At 63.1% G+C, this 19,259-nt stretch carries 17 protein-coding genes; 12 read left to right on the plus strand and 5 right to left on the minus strand.

The genetic code is table 11. From position 1 onward, the window contains the following. Window positions 1-127: 127 nt before the first annotated feature. Both NBW56_RS08890 and purD read right to left on the minus strand, forming a co-directional pair. The gene (locus NBW56_RS08890; RefSeq protein WP_065247415.1) at window positions 128-1,042 is read right to left on the minus strand and encodes a phosphoribosylaminoimidazolesuccinocarboxamide synthase; all 915 of its coding nucleotides are present in this window, start codon (window positions 1,040-1,042) and stop codon (window positions 128-130) included. Further along, complete coding sequence (purD, locus tag NBW56_RS08895; protein ID WP_250258887.1) at window positions 1,039-2,343, minus strand: phosphoribosylamine--glycine ligase; 1,305 nt, start codon at window positions 2,341-2,343, stop codon at window positions 1,039-1,041. The genes NBW56_RS08890 and purD overlap by 4 nt, the downstream gene beginning before the upstream one ends. Window positions 2,344-2,379: 36 nt before the next feature. Here purD and truA point away from each other — a divergent pair, with 36 nt between their 5' ends. From truA to glmM, 5 genes are all read left to right on the plus strand, one after another. Next, the gene (gene truA, locus NBW56_RS08900; RefSeq protein WP_065247417.1) at window positions 2,380-3,285 is read left to right on the plus strand and encodes a tRNA pseudouridine(38-40) synthase TruA; all 906 of its coding nucleotides are present in this window, start codon (window positions 2,380-2,382) and stop codon (window positions 3,283-3,285) included. Between the two features lie 353 nt (window positions 3,286-3,638). Continuing rightward, window positions 3,639-4,082 (plus strand): 50S ribosomal protein L13, encoded by a 444-nt coding sequence (gene rplM / locus NBW56_RS08905; RefSeq protein ID WP_016664071.1) that lies wholly within the window; start codon window positions 3,639-3,641, stop codon window positions 4,080-4,082. A gap of 44 nt (window positions 4,083-4,126) precedes the next feature. Next, on the plus strand, window positions 4,127-4,618 hold the full coding sequence (gene rpsI, locus NBW56_RS08910) for a 30S ribosomal protein S9 (RefSeq protein WP_065247418.1): 492 nt from the start codon (window positions 4,127-4,129) through the stop codon (window positions 4,616-4,618). An 87-nt stretch (window positions 4,619-4,705) separates the two neighbouring features. Further along, a complete protein-coding gene (locus tag NBW56_RS08915; RefSeq protein WP_250258888.1) occupies window positions 4,706-6,298 on the plus strand; it encodes an aspartate:alanine exchanger family transporter in 1,593 nt (530 codons plus the stop codon). A gap of 67 nt (window positions 6,299-6,365) precedes the next feature. Beyond that, window positions 6,366-7,739 carry a phosphoglucosamine mutase gene (glmM, locus tag NBW56_RS08920; RefSeq protein ID WP_250258889.1) on the plus strand — a complete coding sequence of 458 codons (1,374 nt, stop codon included), beginning with the start codon at window positions 6,366-6,368 and terminating at the stop codon, window positions 7,737-7,739. A gap of 196 nt (window positions 7,740-7,935) precedes the next feature. Here glmM and coaA read toward each other — a convergent pair whose 3' ends face one another. Continuing rightward, entirely contained in the window at window positions 7,936-8,943 is a 1,008-nt protein-coding gene (coaA, locus tag NBW56_RS08925) for a type I pantothenate kinase (protein WP_250258890.1), read from the minus strand. 71 nt (window positions 8,944-9,014) lie between these two features. Here coaA and glmS point away from each other — a divergent pair, with 71 nt between their 5' ends. The 7 genes from glmS to NBW56_RS08960 all read left to right on the plus strand — a co-directional run bounded on the left by glmS (window position 9,015) and on the right by NBW56_RS08960 (window position 16,281). Further along, window positions 9,015-10,883 carry a glutamine--fructose-6-phosphate transaminase (isomerizing) gene (gene glmS, locus NBW56_RS08930; protein WP_250258891.1) on the plus strand — a complete coding sequence of 623 codons (1,869 nt, stop codon included), beginning with the start codon at window positions 9,015-9,017 and terminating at the stop codon, window positions 10,881-10,883. A 43-nt stretch (window positions 10,884-10,926) separates the two neighbouring features. Continuing rightward, on the plus strand, window positions 10,927-11,376 hold the full coding sequence (locus tag NBW56_RS08935) for a holo-ACP synthase (protein WP_250258892.1): 450 nt from the start codon (window positions 10,927-10,929) through the stop codon (window positions 11,374-11,376). Next, window positions 11,373-13,139: an alanine racemase gene (alr, locus tag NBW56_RS08940; RefSeq protein WP_250258893.1), complete on the plus strand. Its 1,767-nt coding sequence runs from the start codon at window positions 11,373-11,375 to the stop codon at window positions 13,137-13,139. The genes NBW56_RS08935 and alr overlap by 4 nt, the downstream gene beginning before the upstream one ends. A gap of 1 nt (window position 13,140) precedes the next feature. Continuing rightward, window positions 13,141-13,857 carry a tRNA (adenosine(37)-N6)-threonylcarbamoyltransferase complex dimerization subunit type 1 TsaB gene (gene tsaB, locus NBW56_RS08945; RefSeq protein ID WP_250258894.1) on the plus strand — a complete coding sequence of 239 codons (717 nt, stop codon included), beginning with the start codon at window positions 13,141-13,143 and terminating at the stop codon, window positions 13,855-13,857. Between the two features lie 74 nt (window positions 13,858-13,931). Next, window positions 13,932-14,363 carry a GNAT family N-acetyltransferase gene (locus NBW56_RS08950; protein ID WP_250258895.1) on the plus strand — a complete coding sequence of 144 codons (432 nt, stop codon included), beginning with the start codon at window positions 13,932-13,934 and terminating at the stop codon, window positions 14,361-14,363. A 215-nt stretch (window positions 14,364-14,578) separates the two neighbouring features. Next, window positions 14,579-15,256 carry a DUF6318 family protein gene (locus NBW56_RS08955; RefSeq protein WP_250258896.1) on the plus strand — a complete coding sequence of 226 codons (678 nt, stop codon included), beginning with the start codon at window positions 14,579-14,581 and terminating at the stop codon, window positions 15,254-15,256. Between the two features lie 371 nt (window positions 15,257-15,627). Beyond that, window positions 15,628-16,281 carry a PKD domain-containing protein gene (locus tag NBW56_RS08960; protein ID WP_250258897.1) on the plus strand — a complete coding sequence of 218 codons (654 nt, stop codon included), beginning with the start codon at window positions 15,628-15,630 and terminating at the stop codon, window positions 16,279-16,281. A 405-nt stretch (window positions 16,282-16,686) separates the two neighbouring features. Here the strand turns inward: NBW56_RS08960 and NBW56_RS08965 are convergent, their stop codons facing one another. Both NBW56_RS08965 and NBW56_RS08970 read right to left on the minus strand, forming a co-directional pair. Then, complete coding sequence (locus NBW56_RS08965) at window positions 16,687-18,465, minus strand: hypothetical protein (RefSeq protein ID WP_250258898.1); 1,779 nt, start codon at window positions 18,463-18,465, stop codon at window positions 16,687-16,689. Further along, entirely contained in the window at window positions 18,450-19,238 is a 789-nt protein-coding gene (locus NBW56_RS08970; RefSeq protein WP_250258899.1) for an ABC transporter ATP-binding protein, read from the minus strand. Before NBW56_RS08970 ends, NBW56_RS08965 begins: the two co-directional genes overlap by 16 nt. Window positions 19,239-19,259 lie beyond the last annotated feature (21 nt).

Here is a 19,259-nt window from a genome sequence, read left to right on the forward strand (position 1 = left end):
CGCATGCTCGTGAGGTGTGCTGGTAGTTAAACGGTAGGAGCGGTGCCTATTTATGTATGGGACTTAGAGCCCGTTCCGTGGCGTCGGCCACATGGTAGCGCCGGGGTCTGGAAGGGGGTTGGGGAGGTTAGAAGGTGGTGCCTGACAGTCGCTCGTAAGCTTCGATGTATTTCGCGCGCGTAGCCTCCACGATGCTCGCGGGGAGTGCGGGGGGCGCAACCAGGGAATTCTTGCTCCAGCCGCTCTCGTTTGCGAGCCAATCGCGCACGAATTGCTTATCGAAGCTTGGCTGCGCGGAGCCCGGTTGGTACTGGTCAGCGGCCCAAAATCGCGACGAATCGGGAGTGAGAACTTCGTCACCCAAGACGATGTTTTTGGTGTGTCGCGAACGGCCGAACTCAAGCTTTGTATCGGCGAGGATGATGCCTCGCTCCCGGGCAAAGCTCTCCGCCGCGCGGTACACGGCGAGCGTGCGATCTTCGAGTTCCTCCACGAGGCTCGCACCGAGCCTCTCTCGCGCTTCGCCAACCGAGATGTTCTCGTCATGCTCGCCCTGTTCAGCCTTCGTTGAGGGGGTGAAGATCGCGGAAGGCAAGCGGGAGCCGTCAACGAGCCCCGCGGGGAGTGCATGGCCGCCGACCGCACCCTCGCGGCGATAGTCTGCGAGCCCCGAACCCGTGAGATACCCGCGCACAACGCATTCAAGCGGCACCATGTCGAGCGCTTCGCACCGAAGGGCGCGCCCGCGCACCGCGGCGGGAACGTCGCTCGCGCTGAAGACGTGGTTCTCTGTGACATCTGCGAGATGCTCGAACCACAAAAGAGACATCGCCGTGAGGATGCGTCCCTTATCGGGGATCCCAGGGGTGAGCGAGTAATCGAACGCGCTAATGCGGTCGGTTGCGACGACGAGGACTTCGCTCGCGTCCTCGAGAGTGCTTCCATGGGGAACATAGAGTTCCCGCACCTTGCCGCTTAGCGCGTGATCCCAGCCCTCAAGGGTGGGAGCCTCCACTAGAGCCCCGTTTTCGTCCGTGTTCATAGTCGTACCGTCCTTTCGATCTCGCCGTGAGCAGCTCGTTCGGCGATATCCGTGCGGTAATGGGAGCCGTCCAGTAGCACGTGCGCGATAGCCGATTGCGCGCGAACGCGCGCATTTTCGAGGGTGTCTTCTCGGGCGACGACGCTCAGCACGCGGCCTCCACTCGAGAGGAGGGTGCCGTCGGCATCCCGTTTTGTGCCCGCGTGGATGACCGCGCAGTCTTCCTGTTCAACCGAGTCGAGACCCGTGATCTCGCGGCCCGTGTGCGCCGCGAGCGGATAGCCCTCGCTCGCGAGCACCACCGCGACGGCGCTCTCCTCGTGCCACGTGGGGGTCGCCACTTTCGTGAGGTTCCCCGTTGCGGCGGCGTGCAATAGTGCGCCGAGGTCGCTTTCGAGTCGCTCGAGAACCACGAGGGTCTCGGGATCGCCGAAGCGCACGTTGAACTCGATGACCTTGAGGCCGTCCCGCGTTGCGGCAAGGCCGCAAAAGAGAAGCCCTATAAAAGGGGTGTCTCTCTCTCGCATCGCCCGCACGAGCGGCTCGGCAATTTTTTCGACGCTCGCTCGCATGGCGGCTGCTTCGTCGAGCCAGGGAAGCGGGGAATACGCGCCCATCCCACCCGTGTTCGGGCCTTCGTCGCCCTTGAACGCGCGCTTGAAGTCCTGGGCCGGAACGAGTGGCAAGACCCGCTCGCCATCGCTCACGCAGAATACCGAGAGCTCGGGGCCGTCAAGAAACTCCTCGAGGACCACCCGGGCATCATCGGCGGTGCTTGTGAGGCATGCGCGAGCGTGCTCAAGCGCTTCGTCGCGCGAGGCCGTCACGACAACGCCCTTGCCTGCCGCGAGCCCGTCGGCCTTGACGACGTAGGGGACTTTTCCGCCGGTATTGAGCTGATCCATCGCTGTCTCGAGTGCGGCGGGATCCGTCACCGTGATCGAGCGCGCCGTGGGGATGCCCGCGTCGTTCATCACGCGCTTCGCGAAATCCTTCGAGCCCTCGAGCTTCGCGGCGGCCTTCGAGGGGCCGAAAACCGTGAGACCGGCTGCGCGCATCTCGTCGGCAAGTCCCGCGACGAGCGGCGCCTCCGGACCGATGACGACGAGCTCGATTCCGAGGTCGCACGCGAGACGCGTGAGGGCCGGGCCATCGCCGAGAGCGACGTCGTGAAGCGTCGCGTGCTCGGCCATACCCGGGTTGCCGGGAGCGGCATGGAGGTCATGAGAAGAGGAATCTTTGCTGAGGCGTCGCACGAGGGCGTGCTCGCGCGCGCCCGTGCCCACTACGAGAATTTTCACGCCCTCAAGCCTAGCGGTTCGGGCTAGGCTTCTCGCGTGAACACCGAGCCCAAAGCCCCAGACTCCTCGCCTGCCCCCGAGAAACGCCTTCGCGTTCGTCTCGACCTCGCCTACGATGGCACCGCGTTTAAGGGGTGGGGAATCCAGCCGGCACTTCGGACCGTGCAGGGTGAGCTTGAGGCGGGACTCGCGAAGATCGTGCGCGAGAAGGTGCGCGTCACGGTCGCGGGCCGCACCGATGCGGGCGTGCATGCGAGCGGCCAGGTTGTGCACGTGGACATCCTCGAAAAGCAGTGGCGACGCATGCCGGGCCGCAGCGATCGCACGTGCGAGGAGTCAATCATCCAGCGCCTCGCCGCTGTCCTGCCGAGCGACATCGCGGTTCACCGAGCATGCGTTGTGAGCGAGGATTTCGATGCGCGCTTCAGTGCGCTTTCGCGCACCTACCGCTACCGCATTTGCGACGATTACGCGCGCCGCGACCCTTTGCGCCGCGACGTTGCCTTTCACAAGCGCCCTCTCGATGCAGAGGCGATGCACAATGCGGCCCGCGCGCTCGTTGGCGAACATGATTTTCTCTCCTTCTGCAAACCCCGCGAGGATGCCACGACAATCCGCACCCTTCACGCGGTCACGTGGGAGCGCCCGAACACAGGCAAGGATGAGGGGCTCGTCGTCGCCACCGTCACGGCCGACGCCTTCTGCCACCACATGGTCCGCTCCATCGTTGGTGCGAGCGTTGCCGTGGGGGAGCATCGCCTCGACGCCGAGTGGATGGCAGCCCTCGTGACGATTCCGCGCCGTGATGAAGCGGGAAGCGCGCCCATGTTCTCTCCCACGGGCCTCACGCTCGAGGGCATCGAGTATCCGGAGGAGTCGGCTTGGGCTGCTCGCGCCACCCAAACGCGCGGCAAGCGCGGGGTGCCATTCACGCGCGGGTGAATGGTTCGGCGGTTGCTGAGGCCGCGCGAGTCTGCACTCCTCAAATGTGAGGGAAAACAAGGGCGCGGCAGCCGTCGGCCCGTTGCCCTCGCCGAGGATCCGGACTAGAGTTGTGGGCTGTTGTGCCATAGATGCGCGCTCTGCCGCTGCCGCTTTCTCACGCTCGGCGCGAAAGAGCTCCTCACACGCATCTGAGCTTTACGCCCGCTCCTAAACCCGGGCTCACGGTTCAGCACGGCATTTCTTGGTCATGCTTTAAACCAAAGGAAGCGTGTCCACGGTCCATTCGAACCGTGCTTTCGCACGCCCGAAAGGGGCGTTGCGGGGCACTTAAACGAGAGAAGAAGGCACGAGTGCGTACGTTCACCCCGAAGCACGACGACGTCGAGCGTTCCTGGTACGTCATTGACGCAACTGATGTCGTCCTCGGCCGGCTCGCTTCCCACGCCGCTCAGCTCCTGCGCGGCAAGCACAAGCCGGTCTTCGCACCCCACGTGGATGCGGGCGACTTCGTCATCATCATCAACGCTGAAAAGGTTGCCCTCACGGGCAAGAAGCTCGAGCAGAAGCTCGCTTACCGCCACTCGGGTTACCCGGGCGGTCTGCGCGCGACTCGGTACGCCGAGCTGCTCGAGAAGAACCCCGAGCGCGCGATTGAGAAGGCTGTCAAGGGCATGCTCCCGAAGAACAAGCTTGCCACCCAGCAGCTCAAGAAGCTCAAGGTGTACGCGGGTCCCGAGCACCCGCACCAGGCTCAGAAGCCGGTCCCGTTCACCATCGACCAGGTGGCGCAGTAACGGGCCCCGCCCGGCTACGCCGATACGAGATCTGAGGAAATCAAGTGGCAGAAACCACCCCCGAAGTTGAGGAGTTCGAAGGCGAAGCCTCGAACTACACCACCGAATCCACCAACGAAGCTCCCGTAGGTAAGGGCTCGTCGATCTCCGCCCCCGGCTACGGCACCGGCCGTCGCAAGCAGGCTGTTGCCCGCGTGCGCCTCGTGCCCGGCACCGGCGAGTGGACGGTCAACGGCCGCACCCTCGAGGAGTACTTCCCGAACAAGCTTCACCAGCAGGAAGTGAACGATCCGTTCAAGCTCCTGGACCTCCAGGGCCGCTTCGACGTCATCGCCCGCATCTCCGGCGGTGGCCCCTCGGGCCAGGCCGGTGCGCTGCGCCTTGGCGTGTCGCGTGCGCTCAACGAGATCGACTCCGAGTCGAACCGCCCGGCCCTCAAGAAGGCAGGCTTCCTCACGCGCGATGCTCGCGTCATCGAGCGTAAGAAGGCCGGCCTCAAGAAGGCCCGTAAGGCACCGCAGTTCTCGAAGCGCTGATTTTCAGCCCTTTGCACTGTATCGAAGGCGTCACCTTATCGGTGGCGCCTTCGAGCGTTAACGGTGTCAGGGCCTAAGGTTGTAACCGTGGTCGTTCTCGATATTCTCACCGAGCAGCCGCTCCTCGCCCTCTTTCTTGTGATGGCGCTCGGCACCCTCCTCGGGCGCGTGCGTTTTGGCCCGGTCCAATTCGGCGCGGCTGGTGCTCTCTTCGTGGGACTTGCTGTAGGCGCGCTCGACCCCCGCCTTGGCGAAGGTTTTGGCACGTATCAAACATTCGGGCTTGCCCTGTTTGTGTACATGATCGGGCTCAGCGCTGGCAACGGGTTCTTCCGCGACATGCGCAAGCAGTACCGGCTCATGCTGGCCGTGGTGGGAATTTATGCGATTTATGCCTTGGGCGTGAGTGCCCTTGGTTCCTTCGCGGGTCTTGGCAAGGAACTCACCGCTGGCACATTCACGGGCACACTCACCTCGACCCCCGCACTCGCCGCGGCGAGTAGGGCTTCCGGGAACTCCACGATTCCAGCCGTCGGCTACGCGATCGCGTACCCGTTCGGCGTCATTATCCCCATGGTGCTCGTGTCGCTCATGATGGCAAGCCCCCGGATACGCTCGAAATTCTCCGCCCGCAGGGATCCAGGCCGCCCGCGCGGTGCGCAGATCCGCGACATGAGCGTGCGCGTGACCTCCACAATCGCGCTGATGGATGTGCCCGGAGTGCGCGAGGGGACCGTTTCCGCCTCCTACCTCCTGCGCCGCGGCATGATGACCATCGTGCGCACGGATACGGTGCTCCACGAAAACGACGAAGTCGTGCTCGTGGGATTTCCCGAATCTCTCGAAAGGGCGCTCGAGGTGATCGGTGAGCGCGCCGAGCACCGCCTCCTTGATGATCGCAGCGCCGTGGACTACCGCCGCATACTCGTCTCGAACCCGCGGCTTGAGGGCCGGCTCCTTCGTGAAACCCGGATCGCCTCGCGCTATGGCGCAATGGTCACACGCCTGCGCCGGGGAGATGAAGATATGGTTGCCTCGCCCTGGACTCGCCTCGAGCTCGGCGACCGCGTACGCGTCGTCGCTCCGCGCGAGGAGATTAGCCGCATCACCGAGTACCTTGGCGACAGCGAGAAGCGCATCAATAGCGTGGATTTTCTCGCGCTCGGCCTCGGGATTTCGCTCGGCCTTCTCCTCGGTCTCGTGGGGATTCCCCTTGGCGGGGGAGCGTCGTTCGCGCTCGGAAACGCGGCGGGTCCCCTCGTCGTGGGGCTCATTCTTGGCCGGTGGGAGCACACGGGCCCCATTCTGTGGACCCTTCCGCGGCCCGTGAACCTCACGATCCGTCAGCTCGGCCTCTCCGTATTTCTCGCAGCGGTCGGCGTAATGTCGGGCCCCGCGTTTGCCGAGAACGTATTTACCATGACGGGTCTCAAGGTCGCACTTGTCGCTGCGGCCTCGCTCGTGCTCATGCTTCCCCTCGTTCCCATCGCCGGTGCTCTGCTCGGAGTAAGTCTCGAGCGCGCGGCGGGTGCCGTTGCGGCCTTTGTGGGGCAGTCGGTCGTTCTCGAGCATGCCCTCAACCTCGGCCGTGACGATGAGCGCACGGCATCGGGGTATGCCGCCGTGTACGCCCTCGGTATCGTTGTGCAGTTGCTGCTCGTGCAGTTCATGGTCACCTAAAGCCTCCCCGCTACACTCGAAGAGTTTTCCTGCACGCCTCGTGCACCCCGATGAAGGAAGAATCCACATGGCACGTTTGTTTGGAACCGATGGCGTTCGCGGAGTCGCGAACAAGGACATCACCGCGGAGCTCGCGGTCGAATTGGCGGTCGCAGCGGCCCATGTTCTTGGGCAATTCGGCGCATTCGAAGCGCGCAATAGCGGGGAGCGCCAGGCGAAGCCTCGTGCAGTTGTCGCGCATGACCCGCGCCCCTCGGGCGACTTCATTTCCGCCGCAATTTGCGCGGGCCTTGCATCCGCGGGCGTTGATGTTCTCGACGCCGGCGTGCTTCCCACCCCGGGCCTCGCCTACCTTGTGAAAGATTCGGGCGCCGATCTCGGCGTCATGATCTCCGCGAGCCATAACCCCCACCCAGACAACGGCATCAAGTTCTTTGCCCGCGGCGGCACGAAGCTCCCCGACGAGGTCGAGGATGCGATCGAGGCGCGCCTGCACGAAGAATGGGCCCGCCCGCTTGGCGCAGAGGTGGGGTCGATCGCCCCGTACGAGAACGCGGTCGATGCCTACGTCGCTCACCTCCTGTCGACCCTCGAGGTTTCCCTCGAAGGCCTGAGCGTCGTTGTGGACTGCGCCAACGGTGCGTCCTTCGAAACGGGACCCAAGGTTCTCGAGCGTGCGGGTGCGAGCATTCACGTTCTTGGCGATCGCACCGATGGCCGGCAAATCAATGAAGGCTGCGGCTCGACCCACCTTGAACAGCTCCAGGCTGCCGTGGTGGAACACGGCGCCGACATCGGCGTGGCGTTCGACGGCGATGCTGACCGCTGCCTCGCCGTTGACGCGGAAGGCGCGGTGATCGACGGCGATCAGATCATGGCCATCCTTGCTCTCGCACTCAAGGAAAAGGGCAAGCTCGCCGACGACACGCTCGTCGTGACCGTCATGAGTAACCTGGGCCTGAAGCTCGCGATGCGCGAGCATGGCATTCAGCTCGGCCAGACCTCCGTTGGCGACCGTTACGTCCTTGAAGAGATGACGCTCGGCGGCTACTCAATCGGCGGCGAACAGTCGGGCCACGTCATCCTTCTCGAGCACGCCTCGACGGGCGACGGTGAACTCACGGCCCTCCACCTCCTTCAGCGAATGAAGGAGACCGGAAAGAGCGCACGTGAACTCGCGAGCGTGATGACTCGCATGCCGCAGGCCCTCATCAACGTGAGCGGTGTCGACAAGAACCGTGCGCAAATCGACGCGGTCGTGACGAAAGCCGTTGAGGAAGCGGAGGCCGAACTTGGCGACACGGGCCGCGTGCTCCTTCGCCCCTCGGGCACTGAACCGGTTGTGCGTGTCATGGTCGAAGCAGCCGAGGACGAGCATGCCCGTAGCGTCGCTGAGCGCCTTGCCGGGGTCGTGCGCGAGCGTCTCACGCTTGAGGGCTGACCCTTCGAGTGTGAAGGCAGTTCATGCCCTCAAAAATTTGGGGTCCGACGGTTGCTGAGCAGCCGTCGGACCTTTTTTTTGGTGGAGAAGCGCGGACCGGGGGAGGCGGATCGTTCCGGTTGGCGCACTCGAAAGGGAGAGCGGCTGGGGACTGCTCACGAGGCTCGGGGCTTTGCGAGGTGGCAGGTGGTGGCTGCTAGATGCGACGCAACAACACCGAGTGGATCTGGTGGTTTGGCCCTTTGCGGAGGATGAGGTCGGCACGCCCACGCGTGGGCTGCACGTTTTCCTTGAGGTTCGGGCCGTTGATCGTGTCCCACACGTGGCCGGCACGCTCGATTGCTTGGCTGTCGCTGAGGTCGGCGTAGTTGCGGAAATACGACTCGGGATTCGAGAAAGCGGTTTCGCGCAGTGTCAGGAAGCGGTCGATGTACCAGCGGCGGATGTCGTCTTCCTTGGCATCGACGTAGACCGAGAAATCGAAGAAATCGGAGACGGCAACACCGAGGCGGCCGTCGGCGCGAGGGCGAGCCGGCTGGAGCACGTTGAGGCCCTCGACGATGAGCACATCGGGGCGTTCCACGATGATGCGTTCGCCTGGAACGCGGTCGTAGGAAATATGTGAGTAGACGGGCGCTTCGACGCGGTCCTTGCCGCTCTTGACGTCGGCGATGAATCGTAAGAGTGCCCGGCGATCGTAGCTTTCGGGAAAACCTTTTCGTTCGAGGATGCCGCGGCGCTTGAGCTCTGCGGTGGGGTAGAGGAAGCCGTCGGTCGTGATGAGCTGGGCGCGCGGAGTTTCAGGCCAACGCGCTGTGAGGAGGCGCAAGAGGCGCGCCGTCGTGGATTTGCCAACCGCGACCGAGCCGGCGACGCCGATCACGAAGGGGGTGCGGCGGAAGTGCTCTTGGAGGAAGCTCTGGCGAAGGTTGCGCAGGTGCTGCGCGGTCATGACCTGCAGGTTGAGGAGTCTCGAAATGGGCCGGTAGATGTCGTTAACCTCGGCGTAGTCGAGGGGGTCGCCCTGACCGCGGATTTCCTTGACTTCCTCGGGTGTCATGGGAAGTGGCGTTTGGTCGCTGAGCCTTGCCCAATCTGCGCGACTGATCTCCGTGAAGGGGGTGAGATGGGAGTCATCGAGTGTCGCGCGGCCCTGATGCGGGTCGCGGGCAAAGGAGGCGTCAGAGTCCGAATGGTCGAGCATTCTTTAAGTTTAGGGTGACGCGCGAGTGCGGAGTAGCGTTTTTTCTTGGCTGGGGCGTTACTCTCAGTGGCATGTGTGGAATTGTGGGATATGCAGGACCCGCCGCAGCGGGCACGTCGCCGCGACCGAGTGAGGTCGTTCTCGGGGGACTTAGCCGCCTCGAATACCGGGGCTACGACTCGGCGGGCCTCGCGAGGTGTGGCGATGGCGAAATCGAGCTCTTCAAGGCCTCGGGGAAGATTCAAAACCTTCGCGACAAGCTTGAGGGGCAGGAATCGTCGATCTCGAGTGTGGCCATTGGGCATACGCGCTGGGCGACTCATGGAGGCCCGAGCGACATCAACGCCCACCCGCATCTCGGCGGGAAGAACGGCGAGATCGCGCTCGTGCACAACGGCATCATTGAAAACTTCGCGCCCCTCAAGAAGGAACTCGCTGAGGCAGGCTACGAGTGCGTGTCGGATACCGACTCGGAGGTTGTGGCGCATTTGCTCGCACGCGAGTGTGAGAGCGCCGAGAACCTCACGGAAGCGATGCGCGCGTGTGTAGCTCGCCTCGAGGGGGCGTTCACGCTGCTGGCGATCCACGAGGATACCCCGGGAACAATTGTGGCGGCAAGGCGCAATAGCCCTCTCGTTGTGGGGCTTGGTGAGGGGGAAAACTTCCTCGGCTCCGATGTTGCGGCATTCGTGGACCACGCGAAGCGCGCGGTTGAAATCGGCCAAGATCAGATTGTGACCGTGAGCGCTGAAAGCGTTGACGTGATCGGCTTCGACGGCACGCCCGTTCCCGAACCGAAGCAGTACACGATCGAGTGGGACGCGGCCTCCGCGCAAAAATCCGGCTACCCCTCCTTCATGGCGAAGGAGATTCACGAGCAGGCCAAGGCCATCTCCGATACCCTCCTCGGGCGCCTCGAGAACAATGAGATCGTTCTCGACGAAATGCACATCGACCCCTCGCACCTGCGCTCGATCGACAAGATCATCGTGGTCGCGTGCGGCACTGCCGCCAACGCCGGCGAGGTCGTCAAGTACGCGATTGAACACTGGTGCCGCATCCCCGTCGAAGTGGAACTGGCCCACGAGTTCCGCTACCGTGACCCGATCGTGCACGAGCGCACGCTCGTCGTTGCCATCTCGCAATCGGGCGAGACGATGGATACCCTCATGGCGGTGCGCTACGCGAAAGAGCAGGGTGCGAAGGTCGTCGCGATCTGCAACACGCGTGGTGCCACCATCCCTCGCGAATCTGACGCCGCCATTTACTTGCACGTAGGCCCGGAAATCGCCGTGGCCTCCACAAAGGCATACCTTGGCCAAATCGCCGCGTGCTACCTGCTCGGTCTTTTCCTCGCACAGGTGCGAGGCAACCTTTACGGGGACGAAATCGAGGCCATCATGCGCGACCTCGAGGAGATTCCCGCCAAGATCCAGAGCGTCCTCGACAACTCCGGTCAGGTAGAAAAGCTCGCGCGCGACATGGTCGATGCCACGAGCGTGCTGTTCCTCGGCCGCCACGTGGGCTTCCCGACCGCACTCGAAGGTGCCCTCAAACTTAAAGAGATCGCCTACATTCACGCGGAAGGCTTTGCCGCGGGCGAACTCAAGCACGGACCGATCGCCCTCGTGGAAGAGGGGCAGCCGGTGTTCATCGTTGTGCCGAGCCCGCGCGGCCGCGACTCGCTTCACGCGAAAGTCGTCTCGAACATCCAGGAGGTTCGTGCCCGCGGCGCCCACACACTTGTGATTGCCGAAGAGGGCGATTCTGATGTCGAGCCCTATGCCGATGTGGTGATCCGTTACCCGGAAACGCGCACCCTGTTCGCGCCGCTGCTGACGATCATCCCGCTGCAAATTTTCGCGTGTGAGCTTGCCACGGCGAAGGGGCTCGACGTTGATCAGCCTCGAAACCTCGCGAAGTCGGTCACGGTCGAGTAACGGCCTCGGGCAGGGTGAACCGCCCAGACCTACAATGGGGACTATGTCGAACCCCTCGAATGCGCGTGAGCACAGCTTCGTGCCCCTCGGGGGCGAAGCAGTTTCGGGAATCGGCGTGGATATTGTTGATATCGAGCGTCTCGGTGACCGGCTCGAGCGGCAACCGCGGCTTTGCGAGAGGCTTTTCGCCCCCGAGGAGCGAGAGCTGAAACTTGCTTCTCTCGCTGCGCGCGTCGCCGCCAAAGAGGCGCTTGGTAAGGCGCTCGGGAATCCGGGTGACCTCTCGTGGCACGACGCGATCGTGCGCCGCACGGAGACTGGTCGCCCCTATCTCGTGCTTCGCGGCGCCGCGCTCGAGACCGCGATGGCGCAGGACGTACGATTCGCGCACCTGTCCCTTTCGCACGACGGCAACCTTGCGACCGCGATGGTTGTGCTGGAAACCGTCGGAAACCGTGGGCGGGCGCACGGGGATGAGGAGCCCCAATCATGAACCTGACACCGGACATCGACCCCCTCATGAACCCAAACCGGGCGGAAGTCTCGCTCAAGGCGATCGCGCACAATGCCGCGCAGCTGCGCGCCGCGATTCCGGATTACATCGCCCTCATGGCGGTCGTCAAGGCTGACGCTTACGGGCACGGCATGGTGGAGGCGGCACGCGCGGCGATCGCCGGCGGTGCGACCTGGCTGGGCGTTGCCCACCCCGCGACAGCCCTCGACCTCGCACGTGCCGAGCTCGAGGTGCCGATCCTCGCGTGGCTGCATGAGCCGGTTTCGGCCAAGGAAGTTCTCCCGCACGCGATCGGCGCCGGTGTAGACCTCGCGGTGAGCTCCCTCGAGCAGCTTGAGGCAGTGATCGATGCAGCGCGTTCGATCGAGCGCCGCGCTCGCGTGCATGTCGCGCTCGATACGGGAATGGGGCGCGAAGGCGCGCGTAGCGAGCAGATCGAAGCGATTGGCGCGGCGATTCTCGAGAGCTCACACGTGTCCCTCGCGGGTGCCATGAGTCATCTGTATAACGCGGATGTGCCAGGTGAGGCGAGCGTGCGAGAGCAGGCGGAGCGGTTTGACGCGATGTGCGAGCGTCTTGAAGCTTCCGCGGGCCCGATTCCGCTGCGTCACCTGTCGGCAAGTGCCGGGGCGCTCGTGGGCGAGGAGTTCCGTTACGACATGGTGCGCCCGGGTATTACGCTGTACGGCTACTCGCCGGTCGAGACCGATCTGGATCTTCGCCCCGCGATGTCGCTGACGTCGCGTATCTCGCTTGTGAAGCGCGTCGAAGCGGGGCAGGTCGTGGGGTATGGCGCTCGCTATGTGACCGAGCGGCCCACGACTCTCGCACTCGTGCCGATCGGCTATGCCGACGGCCTGGATCGACGGCTCACGAACCGGCTCCAGGTGCTTGTGCAGACGGCGTCGACGTCGCGGCTTGTCCCTCAAGTGGGCACGATTTCGATGGACCAGATCGTTCTTGATCTCGGGCCCGAAACTGACGCCTCGCCCGGCGACCGCGTCGTGATTTTCGGCGACCCTCAGCGTTACCCGGGGGTGTGGACTGCGGAGGATCTCGCGCGTGAGGCGGGGACGATTCCGTACGAGATCCTGACGTCTATCTCCTCGCGCGTTCCTCGAGTGGCGTTGCCTCTCGTGACTGACGCGGCCGAGCGAACGTGGAGTGTGCAGGGTGACCGCCCGGCGCCGCGGTCGTTCACGGTGCGCACGAGTGGCGCGGAAGATACGAGGCGTGCCGCACGCGCGATCGCGCATCATGCGAAGGCCGGCGATCTCTTCGTGCTGGACGGGCCGCTCGGCGCCGGAAAGACGACATTCACGCAAGGGTTCGCGCGGGCCCTCGATGTTCGCGGCAATGTGGCTTCGCCGACGTTCGTGATTGCGCGCGTGCATCCCGCGAATGCAGAAGGCCCTGATCTTGTGCACGTCGATGCGTATCGGCTCGACGAGGACTGGGATATCGAAGATCTGGATCTGGATTCGGATCTTGACACGTCGATCACGCTCGTTGAGTGGGGCCGCGACCGCGTAGAGCATCTTGCAAGCTCATATGCGATCGTTGAACTCCATCGCGAAGAGAGCCTGCAGGGTGGGCCGCTTGATGATGACCCGGATGACAGGGATGAGGAGCGCAGCCTCAGCGTGACGTTTGTGGGCGAGCGCTATACGCGCGAAGAGCTCGTGCGTATTGGCATTGATTTGCGCGAGGCTGGTTTTAGCCCGGAACAGAGCGGGGAGTGACATGGCTAATCTGACGCTGGGAATTGATACGTCGGGTGCGGTGAGCGTGGCGGTTGCCGACGGTTGCCAGGTTTTATCGCGCCGCATGGATGAGCGTGCGCGGCACCACGACGAGGTACTCCTTGAGATGATCGACGCGGCGCTCGCCGAGGCGGGTGCGTCGCGCGCGGACATTTCGTGCGTCGTTGCTGGCCGCGGGCCGGGACCTTTTACCGGGCTGCGTGTGGGTCTTGTGACGGCGCGATCGATCGCCACGATCCTCGGTGCGCGGCTCATTGGCCTGCCGAGTCTCGACGCGATTGCGCTCGAGGCAGCGAAGGAGAGTCCGGACGCAAAAACGATCGCGGTTGCGCTCGACGCGCGACGCCGCGAGGTGTACTGGGCGCTCTACGAAGTCAGTGGTGACTTTTCCGACGTCTCTTCGCGCGAGATTGTGCGCACGTTTGAGCCGGGGGTCGCTGCGCCAGCAGATGTGGCGTCGAGTCTTGCCGCCGCCGATGTTCTCGTGGGAAGCGGCGCGCATTTGTACCCGGAGATTTTGCCACCCACGGGCGAGCTGCGCCATGCGGATGCGGGCTTTCTCATCCAGGCCGCGCTGAGTGCTGAGGCGCGAGGTGAGGATCTCAGTTCCACGGAGCCTCTCTATTTGCGCGAGGCCGATGCCGCGAAGCCAAAGCGCCGTAAGTCGGCGCTCGGTCTCAGCGACCGACCCGCCTAGCCATGCCGGCGATTGGGCGGCCTCTTGAGCCCTCGCGTATGCGACCTGGTGCGGGGACGTGGAGCCTTCGTCGTGTGACACGTGCGGATGCTCCTGTACTCGCGCGCCTGGAACGTGAGCTCTTCCCTGATGAGGCGTGGAGTCTCGACATGGTTCTCGACGAGATCACCCACCCGAGCCGCGCCTACGTTGCCGCAGTTGACGAGAGCGGCGATGTTCTCGGCTACGCGGGAATCTTTGTGGGGGGCGATGCCGCCGACGTACAAACGATCGGCACGATTCGCGAGGGGGCGGGTATTGGGCGTGCCCTCCTCGCCTGGTGCGAGGAATGTGCGCGCGAGGAAGGCGCCGTGAGTCTGTTCCTCGAAGTGCGGTGCGATAACGCGCGGGCAAGGGACCTGTATGTGCGAGCGGGCTTCGCCGAGATCGGTGTGCGGCGAGGCTATTACCGCACCTCCGATGGGCCGATCGATGCAATCGCCATGCACAAACCCCTCCCCACCTGAATTCCATAAGGGTTGTGGGGGTTTGAAGCCGCGCCCCGTCCCTCCCTCACCCTCCCCGCACCCGAATTCCATAGGGGTTCTGGGGATTGGAGGTCCTGAGAGAAGCCGGTGTCCACATTTGTGTCACACCCGTTGCGCGCGGCGAACGCTCATGGTTGGCTATGTGACATGGGCCTCGCTCGGGGGAGTGTGGCCGGGTTTCGGAAGGGGCGCACATGCGGAGCGGTCAGTCACAATTTTTCGGCGCCATCGCTGTCGTGACACTGGTGGCGGCATTAGCGGGGTGCGGGGGTGAAAATGCTGGTGGCAGTCCGACGCCTGCTTCGCCCACCACTGCCGCTTCACACGCTAGTGATTCCGGCGGTGGTTCCTCTCAGGATGCTTCGGATTCCGGTGGTGCGGAAACCGATGGCCGCACGAAAGGGTTGCCACCGGAGAATGAGGCACTGAAGGCCCCAGACAAGGCGGATTACCTCGGTATCAAATATCCAACGGACCAAGGCGCGCAAGCGACGGCGAGGTATTTTATTGACGCGATGTACTACGGCTACGCCACGGGTGACTCATCGCCGCTGAAGGGAATCAGTAGCGTTCAGACCTGTGATAGGTGCAGGAAAGTCATTGCAGAAATCGACGACTGGCGGGCTGAGCAGCGGTACTTGAGCCCAGCCACGATAACGGTTGAATCCGTTGATCGGCTGCCCGATCGTGAGCAGTACGAGGGGAAGACTCCCGCTGTTGTGCGTTTTACGCGCGAGCAATCGGACGAGTTTACTAAGGATGGTCAAGGCAAGCATTTCCCGCGAACCAGCTATGAGGCAGTTTTTCTGCTGGATTGGCGTGAGGAAAAATGGGTTATCGCGAAATCTTCCTGGGAAAGAACAGAAGACTGATGAAGGCTGTAGTTCAGTCTCGTATCTGTTTGCCGGTGGTTTTCTCCCTGCTGTTGCTTCTGCTTTCCCCATTCAGTGCTGCATCGGCAGAGGAACCTGACTTTCAGTTCGACTTAGATGGGGACAATAGCTCGATCATTGTCGATGCGGATCTTCGTAAAGAGGGGCGCGGCGGCACAACAGAGCTTCCTGACGACCGCGGGCGCGCACGCGGAGACGCTGTGTCGGATGGCCCTCGGAGGGTGTGGGCTGCGGCTGATGATCCGGATCTGGGTTGTCGGGCTGATAAAAGTAGTTTTGCTGTGCAGGCTGTGGGTATGGGGTGCAGTGGAATAAGTGTTGTGTGTTCGACTGCGATCCCTGGCGCGTCGATGAGTATTGGTAGGGATGTTGATGCATCCACCGGTGCTCCCGTTTTCGGTACGGAGCGGTGGTCGGGTTGTTCGCGGCCGTCGTCGGGCGGTGGCGGTGTGGCGCCGGCGATGCCCGTGGTGACGGAGTCGGATTTTCGATCGCTCGGTGTTCAACCACTTGTCGCGCACATAGGACCGCCTGATGGATGGATTCCGATAGGCATCGACATGATCGCGTGGGCGGAATCGGATGTGCAGAATTTTGAGATGCAGATGCTTGGTCAGGCGGTTCGGGTGCGGGCGACCCCGGTGAAGTATGTGTGGGACTTCGGGGATGGCACGGTGCTCACGACGTCATTTCCCGGTCGTCCATACCCCGAGCGAGACGTGTCGATGCGATACGCGCATCAGGGGTGGTATGAAGTTTCACTCGTGACGCAGTTCAGTGGTGAATACTCGGTCAATGGCGGCGCGTGGCAGCCGATCGCGGGGAACATCGAGGTGGCGAGTGAGAAGCGATGGATCTATTCGGATCTTCGCGAGTCACGCCTTGTGGGCGATGAGGTTCCTGACGAGTACCTTCGCGAGCCGGAGCGTGGGCCCGACACGTTGGGTCCCGTGAATCCGAATGCGCGAGTGGAAACACTGACCGAGCCGAAAAAGCAACGCTAGAGCTCACAGGAATCCAGATCCCCCCGAACTTTCCTGGCGACAGACAAGCTGTAAAGGTGGAGAGCGGAACCTAGATCACCCCGAAGCTCTCGGGTGTTAAGCGCCGATCAAGACTGCTGGGGCCAATGCTCGACGTTCGCCGGAGTCGCGGTGAAAGGCGAGCAAACGTCGGAATCCTTCCCCTTCCCAAACGGAAGTGTGACCGGCCAGCCCACGCCAGACAATTCGTGTACCCAACCGCACGAGGAACGTGACGCTGCATTGTGCCAGGGCAAGGGAGAAAGTACGCCGTTTCCAGGTAGCAAACCCCCACAAACCCTATGCAATCCAGAAAGGGGAGTGAGGGAAAGGTGCGCCGCTGTGGTGCACCAAACCCCCACAACCCCTATGCAATCCAGGTGGGGGCTAGTTGGTGAAACGCCTGATCTTCTGGAACTCATCCGCGTAGTGCGCATCGAGGTGCTTCACCGCGAACTTCTGGCCGAAGTACAGCGTGATGGCGCCGATCACGAGAGCAAGGACCGCGCCCGCGTATTCAAGTCCAGGAACGAGCTTGAGCCCCACGACGATGAGGATGATGCTCGGGGCAAGCGGAAGCCACGTGCCTACGAACGTCGAGAGGAACGTGATCCACATGTTGCCGCTGCCACCACCGCTGTTCGAGTTTTTCATCGTTCCCGGTCGAGGCGCGGGAGAAGGAAAGAACGCCGTCGTGAGAAGGGAAACACCCCACGAGCTCGCCACGAACCCGAGCGAGGCCGGAATCGTGAGCACGATGAACTGGGGCTGAGATTGGAGGAGCGGAGCCGCGATCGCGACGATCACCACGAGCGGAAGCATGAGAACACCGAGAGCGACATACCTGCCGAGCAGATTCGCGCGATTGTCCATACCCGCGACGATGTGGACCCACGAGGATGGGCCGTCGAAGCCGATCTCGTTGCTGATCGAGATGCCGGCAAGCCACGCCACGAGTGCCACGGCGAAGTACGCCATAAAAGCGTTGCCGTCGACGACGACGCTCATCGCGAGCATGAAGATTGCGAGGATCGGCGCGATGATGAGCGCCGTCGAATAACGAGTATCGCGGCGCCAGTACTTGAGCGAACGCCCCGCCGAAGCACCGAGCGGGCCCGGCTTGAGGAACCGCGGTACGAGAGGTTTGATCTTGGCATCTTGCTCCTGGCTCGCGCCCTTGAGTGCCTGGAGCTGGCCTTCGGCAAAGCTCAGGCCCCACCACTGCCACAACAGCCAAATGGTGGCGATTGTGAGAACAAAACGGATGAGCGCGGCGAGCCACAGTCCTTCGGCGAGGTCCATGGGTACTGCGAAGGGCGCGCCGAAAGGCGTCCACAGCAGAAATTCGTATACGGGCCCCGCGAGGCGAGCAAGACCGTCCATGATCCCGCCGCCCGAGTTGAGAAGGAGGTTTGCGCCGTAAACGATGACGAGGAAGGCAATGAGCAGGAATGCCTGCAGACGTTCCTTCTTACGCTTCGCGATGCGGATAGTCGAGGTCCACGCGAAAATCGCGCGTGGAATGAGCACGCAAAGGAGAAGCCCGAGCGCGGTCATGGGGACGAGAGAGATGAGGGCAATGATGGCACCCGGCGTCGAGATTGCGGCGCCGTTGTTCGAGACCAGTGCACCAATGAGCCAAATCGCCTCGAGCACAACAGCCACGAGCGCCGCAAGCGCTGTGAAGAGAAAACCGACCGAGATAAATGAGGCCACGAGGATCGGCTTCAAAAGCTCCTTGGGGCCTCGACCGAACTGCGCGAAGCGAGCGGGGGAGAGCGTGTCATCCACGCCGAACAGGAAGAGTGACTGGACGGTCCACACAACCACGGCGCCGAGGCCCACCGCGCGAATCACGAGGGTAAAAAGCCCCGAGTCGGCGGGAGCAAACAAGAAGCCTGACATGACGATCGTAAAGAACACGAGTGCGCCGATACCGTACAGAAGCGCGAATCCGAGCCCGATGATCTTAGGCCAATTCTTGTGGAAACTGCGCTTGAGCAGCGTCCACTGAAGCCGTGGGAGCAATCGCATGAGGCTCGGGGTCGTCTTTGGCACTGCCGTCGATCCATTGTCGGCGGCCCTCGAGCTTTCTCGGTCGAGGTTTTCGAAAAACTCTTTGGTTCCGACGCTTGCCGGGGCCTGATCGTTTACTGGTTCAGCCACGAAAGATCCCCCTGTGCTTCGTCGACACCGGCGATTTCAATGAAGCGATCCGTGAGGCTGCCGCCACGGCGAACCTCGTCGATCGTGCCCTCGGCGCGCACTTCGCCATCGGCGATGATGGCAACGTGCGTGCACAGGTCCTCGACGAGTTCCATGACGTGGCTCGAGATCACGACGGTGCCGCCGCCTTCAACGTACGAGGTCAGGAAGGTGCGGATGCCGTGGGCTGAGACCGGGTCGACGGCTTCGAGTGGCTCGTCGAGCACGAGCAGGCGCGGCGCGTGAATGAGCGCGCACGCGAGCAGGATCTTCTTCGTCATGCCGGCTGAGTAGTCGGTGACGAGTTTGCCTTCGCTATCGGCGAGACCGAGCGCATCGAGGAGTGACTGCGCGCGAGTGTTCACCGTGTCGATGTCCATGTCGCGGATGAGACCCACGTATGTGAGGAGTTCGCGGCCCGTGAGCCGGTCGAACGTCGGAAGCCCATCCGCGAGAACGCCCATCTGCGCCTTGGCGTCGTTCGGGTGCGACCAGACGTCGGTCCCGAGTACCTCGGCGCTGCCGTCGTCGGGGCGGAGCAAGCCTGTCGCGATCGACAGGGCCGTTGTTTTGCCCGCGCCGTTGGGGCCGACGATTGCGTAGAACGAACCGCGCGGAACTTCGAGTGAGACGCCGTGGAGGACCTCGGTGCCGTCGAAGGATTTGCGCAGGCCACGCATGGACAGTGCTGATGTTACGGCCGAGTTATCGACCGATGGGTCAATCGCAGTCATGCCTTAAACATAACAGGGGGA

The organism is Dermabacter sp. Marseille-Q3180 (assembly GCF_940792985.1).
Taxonomy (GTDB): domain Bacteria; phylum Actinomycetota; class Actinomycetes; order Actinomycetales; family Dermabacteraceae; genus Dermabacter; species Dermabacter vaginalis.

Coding starts and splice junctions, on each gene's coding strand:
- NBW56_RS08890 (WP_065247415.1), bottom strand. CDS start 1,042: ATGAACACGGACGAAAACGGGGCTCTAGTGGAGGCTCCCACCCTTGAG.
- NBW56_RS08935 (WP_250258892.1), top strand. CDS start 10,927: ATGTCGAACCCCTCGAATGCGCGTGAGCACAGCTTCGTGCCCCTCGGG.
- tsaB (WP_250258894.1), top strand. CDS start 13,141: ATGGCTAATCTGACGCTGGGAATTGATACGTCGGGTGCGGTGAGCGTG.
- glmS (WP_250258891.1), top strand. CDS start 9,015: ATGTGTGGAATTGTGGGATATGCAGGACCCGCCGCAGCGGGCACGTCG.
- alr (WP_250258893.1), top strand. CDS start 11,373: ATGAACCTGACACCGGACATCGACCCCCTCATGAACCCAAACCGGGCG.
- NBW56_RS08955 (WP_250258896.1), top strand. CDS start 14,579: ATGCGGAGCGGTCAGTCACAATTTTTCGGCGCCATCGCTGTCGTGACA.
- glmM (WP_250258889.1), top strand. CDS start 6,366: ATGGCACGTTTGTTTGGAACCGATGGCGTTCGCGGAGTCGCGAACAAG.
- NBW56_RS08970 (WP_250258899.1), bottom strand. CDS start 19,238: ATGACTGCGATTGACCCATCGGTCGATAACTCGGCCGTAACATCAGCA.
- coaA (WP_250258890.1), bottom strand. CDS start 8,943: ATGCTCGACCATTCGGACTCTGACGCCTCCTTTGCCCGCGACCCGCAT.
- NBW56_RS08960 (WP_250258897.1), top strand. CDS start 15,628: ATGAGTATTGGTAGGGATGTTGATGCATCCACCGGTGCTCCCGTTTTC.